Source organism: Catenibacterium sp. CAG:290, assembly GCF_000437715.1.
Taxonomy (GTDB): Bacteria; Bacillota_I; Bacilli_A; order Erysipelotrichales; family Coprobacillaceae; genus Catenibacterium; species Catenibacterium mitsuoka_A.
This window is the reverse complement of the sequence record NZ_FR898785.1, coordinates 1-6,352: the sequence shown is the minus strand read 5'-3', so window position 1 is coordinate 6,352 and position 6,352 is coordinate 1. Positions and strand designations below refer to the sequence as shown.

The following is a 6,352-nucleotide window of genomic DNA, read 5'->3' as shown; positions in this document are numbered from 1 at the left end:
AGTCTCCCAGTTCATTGATCCAAACTGCCCTTCTATCATTGGTCTAGGGCAGTCTTTACCTGACCAATCATGATGCATACGGAGTTGATCTATACTGAGGTTATATTGTTTTAATAATGCAGCAGCAAGTTTGGCTGCGTTTTTTTCTGCAATATATAAATGGCCATCTGAATTGACACATATCTCTATCGCAATAGACGCACTATTTCCTGGCATCACACCATCTCCTGCATGACCCGCCTGCTGGTTTAATGGTAATGATTGATAGATACTATGATCATCTACAGTATAATGCCAGCTTGCAGCACGTATATTGCCATTGTATTGAAGTTTAGCATGACTTAAAGCATTTGCCCCTCTATTTGTATTATCTGTTGTATGAATGGTGATATAAAGTGGTCTCATAGCGTAATGTGTACGATGACTACTTGCTTCAGGAATCATATAATCTTTGTAGAGTGGTATACCTGTCGTATTCTCTATAGAATTATTGACATCAATACTCACATATTGAGATGAAACCCATCCCTTCCCTTCTATATACATATAGCGTCCTGCTTCTTTTGTAACATGATAACTTCCTGCAGGAACAGTATTAGAAGTGGCATAGTAAGAGAATGGTGCACTATACAGCGTCTTAGAAGTACTAAATGTAATTGTATTAGAGATTGTAAGAGGCTGTACACCTACATAACTATTATGACTATATTTCTTACCATCTAGCCCTGTATAAGTCAAACCATCAAAGCTCTCACATTCTATTGTTCTAGATAAGAGATGGTTACTTATTAATATATGATCACTTTTAATAATGACTTGTGTGGGTGTATAGCTAGGAAAACTAATAATAAGTAATACTACAACCAGTATATTCTTCAGTATTCTCTTCTGTTTTATTGTCAGTTTTTGATGTTTCATAAGTTTATCCTTCTCCTATTGCATTGTCATTATAATACTATTACAAGATTATGAATAATTTTTTAACTTCATCAACCTATTAACATACTGTAATTTTCATTGATGCAAAAATGAAAACGCTTATTTTTTCACAAGTCCTTTTACTGTCTGAAAATCGCTATTTTAAGCCCTTTTTATACTATTTTTTACATGCTGTTTTCTTGAGTTTCATTGACTTTAAAAGCATGGTGTCATATAATTTTGACAGGTGATAACCCTCACCTTGAATCAACAGTCATTTAGTAATGAAAGGAGTAAAAAAATGATTTATTCAAAAGAAGTTGAAGAAATGTATTGCGTTAAACAGGGCGGCAATCATGGTTGTGCCCCAATTCCTGAAGAAGGCAAATGGGTTTATTCTAAAGAAATCAAGGATATTTCTGCTTACACTCATGGTATCGGATGGTGTGCTCCACAGCAGGGTGCTTGTAAACTTTCTTTAAATGTTAAGGAAGGTATCATTGAAGAAGCACTTATCGAAACTATCGGATGTTCAGGTATGACTCATTCTGCAGCTATGGCAGCTGAAGCTTTAGTTGGTAGAACTTTACTTGAAGCATTAAACACTGACTTAGTTTGTGATGCTATCAATACTGCAATGAGAGAATTATTCTTACAGATCGTTTATGGACGTTCTCAGTCTGCTTTCTCAGAAGGTGGTTTAGTAGTTGGTGCTGGTCTTGAAGACTTAGGTAAAGGTTTAAGATCAATGGTAGGTACATCTTATGCTACTAAGAAGAAAGGTCCTCGTTACCTCGAATTAACTGAAGGTTACATTACTAGAGTTGCTTTAGATAATGATGACCAGATCATCGGTTACGAATTCGTAAATCTTGGAAGAATGATGGACATGATCAAAGCTGGAGAAGATGCTAATGAAGCTGTTAAGAAGGCAACAGGTTCTTATGGACGTTTTGCTGATGCTGCTAAGTACATCGATCCAAGAAAGGAATAATTAGGAGGTAGAACAATGGCTATTACATTTGAAGGTTATGAAAGAAGAATCAACCAGATCAATAAAACTTTAAACGAATATGGTATCAAAGATATCGAAGAAGCTAAGAAGATCTGTGATGATAAAGGTATTGATGTTTATAACATCGTTAAATCTACTCAGCCTATCTGCTTCGAAAATGCTTGCTGGGCTTACACTGTAGGTGCTGCAATCGCAATCAAGAAAGGTGACGTTAAGGCTGCTGATGCTGCTAAGACAATCGGTATTGGTTTACAGTCATTCTGTATTCCTGGATCAGTTGCTGATGACCGTAAAGTAGGTTTAGGTCATGGTAACTTAGGTTCAAGACTTCTTGATGAAGAAACTCAGTGTTTCGCTTTCTTAGCTGGTCATGAATCATTCGCAGCTGCTGAAGGCGCAATCAAGATCGCATTAAACGCTAACAAAGTTCGTAAGCATCCTTTAAGAGTTATCTTAAATGGTTTAGGTAAAGATGCTGCTAAGATCATCTCAAGAATCAATGGTTTCACATATGTTGAAACTCAGTTCGATTATTTCACAGGTGAGGTTAAAGAATTATCTAGAACTGCTTATTCAGATGGTGACAGAGCTAAGGTTAACTGCTATGGTGCAGATGACGTACGTGAAGGTGTAGCTATCATGCATAAGGAAGGTGTAGATGTATCAATCACTGGTAACTCTACTAACCCAACTCGTTTCCAGCATCCAGTTGCAGGTACATATAAGAAAGAATGTATCGAACAGGGTAAGAAATACTTCTCAGTTGCTTCAGGAGGAGGAACTGGTCGTACATTACATCCAGATAACATGGCTGCAGGACCAGCTTCATATGGTATGACTGATACTATGGGTCGTATGCATAGTGATGCTCAGTTCGCAGGTTCTTCATCAGTACCAGCTCACGTTGAAATGATGGGCTTAATCGGTATGGGTAACAACCCAATGGTAGGTGCTACTGTTGCAGTTGCAGTTGCTATTGAAGAAGCTAGCAAATAATTAATTCAACACTTAAAGTCCTGATTTATTCAGGGCTTTTTCTTTACTACAATGAATACAAAAAAAGCAATAAGAACGCTGAATCCTGGAACTGAATAAGAAAGATATACTTATGAATAGTGTTATGGGATATTGATGCAGGGACAAAAATCATCTTATTAAAGAATCAGGTGATATAGCCTGGTATCTTGCCGAAGCTGCTACCGCATTAGATGTTCCTTTAGATACTATCTTACAAGGTAACCTAGATAAACTACATAAAAGATATCCAGATGGATTTAGCATAAATGCTTTTATCAACAGACAAAAAGAGGATTGATTCTATTACAGAGTCAATCCGATTTCTTTAGATTTCATAATCAATGACACTAACTTTCTTTATCTTAGGTCTTTCATTAAAGCTTTCATTTGAGTTTAAATTTCAATTTCCAAAAAAAAAACGCATATGATCTGGATCATTATCAATTTCCTAGTCAAAAAAGATAAGATCACCTGCTTTTCTATCTTTCCACTTTCCTTGATTCTTATCGTTGTTTCTATTCGTTTGAATAAATGCTATACTATGAGCAAGGAGAATTGATTGTTATGAAACCAATTAAAGATATTGATTCAGATAATAATAATGTTAGTCTTCCTGAAACAATCGAAAATAAGTTAAATGAAGCAGAAATAGATTACGAAGAAGGAAGAAGTCATACTGAAGAAGAAATATGGAGAATGTTTAGTAAAAAGTATGGATTTGACTTATAAAATATTATCTTAACTCTATGAAAATGAGACAGTGCACAAAAAGAGGATTGAATCTGTACTTACAGAGTCAATCCTCTTTCTTTTAATTCCAATAATCTAAGTAATCATATTCAATATAACTACTAATAGATGCAAATTTCTGATATGTATCTCTATCCATAACAGCATATTTACTTGTTTTATTCTCTGTCTTAGTCACAAGAACATTTGTATCTCTAGAAAGTCTATAGAAACGATACGTATTTCCTTTTAATAAAACACTGTAAGCAGGTGAACCATAACGAGCTTTGCTTTCATCATACTTAGTAACACCTTCTGGTAACTGATCAATAAATTCTAAACTATTAATCTTAGAAGAAACAGAAGTAGACTTATATAAAGAATAAGCTGTCTTCTTTTCACCACTTACATCAGCCTTTAATAAATATGCATTAGGACTAAGGAATACAAATACAGCCATTACACCAATAAACAAACATACAATAATACCCGCAATTATCTTTTTCTTAGAATTCATTTTGTTTTCCTCCTCTTATATTATATCAAGAAGGTAAATCTCTCTTCTACTACATGTATATTATTATTTAATAATTGTTTTTTTCTTATAGATATGAATAATAGTGAACTCATATATATTGTGTATAAATACTCAAAACCCTTCGTCAGAAGGGATTATAAGAACTTATCTAATTCAGTTTTTACCTGTTCATTGATCTTATTAGTAGGATGATCAGTTCTATGACCTCTCATGATCACTGATTCAATATGTCTTAATGCCAGTAAATCATCTAATGGATTATCCTTTGTGACAATCATATCAGCTGACTTACCTACTTCAATAGAACCTGTCTCATCATCAATACCTGCCATTCTAGCTGCCTGTAATGTCGCACAATAAATTGCATATGCATTACTTACACCTACATACTTATGGAAGTAATATAGTTCTCTCCAGAAGTCATACTGTGTAATCCAAGGACATCCTACATCATTACCTAATACAATAGGAATATCATTTTCTAATGCCTGTTTCGCACATTCTATAATTCCATCAAATACAACTTTACCATTAAATTGTTCTACTTCTGATGCGTTAGTAATAGAACGATCAAATAAAGCATATGGTAAGGCTGGTGATAATGTAGTACATAGGAATGCATGATTTTCTTTAAATAACTTTATCATATGATCATCGAGTTTTGCCCCATGCTCAATCGAATCTACACCATTCTCCAAAGCTACTCTGACACCATCAGATGATTCTACATGAGCAGCAACTTTAAAGCCTAATTCATGTGCTTTATCACATACTGCTTTGACCATTTCAGGAGCCATCTTTAATTCTCCAGGAACACCCTTTTCCTTTGCATCTAGAACACCACCTGTAATCATTAATTTAATTAAATCGACATTTTGTTCCTTTGCTTTACTTACCTGTAAAAGTGCATCATCAATTGTTTCAGCTGCAATAGCTACACTCCCTGCCATATGACCATGAGGGACTGAAATACCTTCATTACCTGCTAAAATACGTGGACCTCTCTTCTTCCCACAATTAATTTCATCACGTACACGTGTATCAAAATCTCTAATACCACCTACTGTTCTAATCGTAGTGACACCACTGAGTAACTCCATTTCCGCAAACCCACTCACCATATTATGAGCAATAGCACGAGTAAGTGGATTACTCATTAAGAAGTTTACTAACTTTGCATTATCTCTCTGTTTCTTTTGTGGTTTCCCATTACCGGCTAAGTGTACATGCATATTAATAAGACCTGGCATAATATAATTTCCTTTTAAATCAACTACGTTATAACCTGTTAAATCAGCTTCTTCTTGTAAAACAATATTCTTAATTTTACCCTGTTCTACAAGAATAGCGTAACCTTCCTTAACTTGCATCTCCTTAGTACCATCTATTATTTTTCCATTAATATAAGCATCCTTCATTATGCTCACCCCTCTCTTATATCTATGATATCATATTCACTTCACATTATAATTTAAACATCTCACTTCTTTTGTAAGAAAAAAGAAGTGATAGCATTACACTAAAATGGACCCTGTAAAAAGGACACGTATAAGCCATCAAATATTGTCTGCCATCCTGCACACTTATAAATATACTAAGAGGGAGCACCTTTATTCTATTATTTGATGTTCTTATCGATACATACTTATGTTCATGTATCGCATTGAATAAATCATAAAGCACTTCACTGTCTAATACATGAGTCAAATAATGATGTTTAAAACCAAAGAGAGAATCTTCTTTCTCCTGTTTATCAAGTATATAAGAACCAATGACACCACAAGGAGATACTTCACTAAAGAAATCAAGAACATCATGAGGAATGATATAATCTTCACTTAATTGATAATAGTTCTTCTTTCCTTTTCTATTTGTGATAATAACCCCTTCTTCAACATATTCCTTTAGTTTCTTTCTAAGTGTTGATTCATCATAGAGATACGTATGATTTGTCTTATCATCTATTTGATCCATGAGTTCACTCATGGATAAAGATGTATGCAGTAAGTCTAATATAAGAAAGTGAAGAATGATATCATGATCAGTAAAGCTTTTTGTCTTCCATACTCTATATAAGGGATTATGCTGGGTGATACGTGTATCAATAGATAAGTAAGGAACTTTACCACCTGGTG

The 6,352-nt window shown here is 34.4% G+C and carries 6 protein-coding genes and 1 pseudogene; 3 read left to right on the top strand and 4 right to left on the bottom strand.

Going from position 1 to position 6,352, the window contains the following annotated elements:
- Positions 1 to 918, bottom strand: a 918-nt coding sequence (locus QVO42_RS03180; RefSeq protein WP_288163703.1) for a peptidoglycan recognition protein family protein, incomplete at its 3' end; no start/stop codon positions are given.
- Between the two features lie 301 nt (positions 919 to 1,219).
- Here QVO42_RS03180 and QVO42_RS03175 point away from each other — a divergent pair.
- From QVO42_RS03175 to QVO42_RS03165, 3 genes are all read left to right on the top strand, one after another.
- Positions 1,220 to 1,912 carry an iron-sulfur cluster assembly scaffold protein gene (locus tag QVO42_RS03175; RefSeq protein WP_006505048.1) on the top strand — a complete coding sequence of 231 codons (693 nt, stop codon included), beginning with the start codon at positions 1,220 to 1,222 and terminating at the stop codon, positions 1,910 to 1,912.
- Positions 1,913 to 1,927: 15 nt separating this feature from the next.
- Positions 1,928 to 2,929, top strand: coding sequence for a GGGtGRT protein (locus QVO42_RS03170; protein ID WP_006505049.1), 1,002 nt, complete (start codon positions 1,928 to 1,930; stop codon positions 2,927 to 2,929).
- A gap of 585 nt (positions 2,930 to 3,514) precedes the next feature.
- A complete protein-coding gene (locus QVO42_RS03165) occupies positions 3,515 to 3,679 on the top strand; it encodes a hypothetical protein (protein ID WP_022424732.1) in 165 nt (54 codons plus the stop codon).
- Between the two features lie 82 nt (positions 3,680 to 3,761).
- On the opposite strand, the gene QVO42_RS03160 is transcribed toward QVO42_RS03165, so the two are convergent.
- The 3 genes and pseudogenes from QVO42_RS03160 to QVO42_RS03150 all read right to left on the bottom strand — a co-directional run.
- Positions 3,762 to 4,196 carry a hypothetical protein gene (locus tag QVO42_RS03160; protein WP_022424731.1) on the bottom strand — a complete coding sequence of 145 codons (435 nt, stop codon included), beginning with the start codon at positions 4,194 to 4,196 and terminating at the stop codon, positions 3,762 to 3,764.
- A 155-nt stretch (positions 4,197 to 4,351) separates the two neighbouring features.
- Positions 4,352 to 5,635: an amidohydrolase family protein gene (locus QVO42_RS03155; RefSeq protein ID WP_022424730.1), complete on the bottom strand. Its 1,284-nt coding sequence runs from the start codon at positions 5,633 to 5,635 to the stop codon at positions 4,352 to 4,354.
- 46 nt (positions 5,636 to 5,681) lie between these two features.
- Positions 5,682 to 6,352: pseudogene (locus QVO42_RS03150) on the bottom strand (WYL domain-containing protein); the annotation flags it as partial.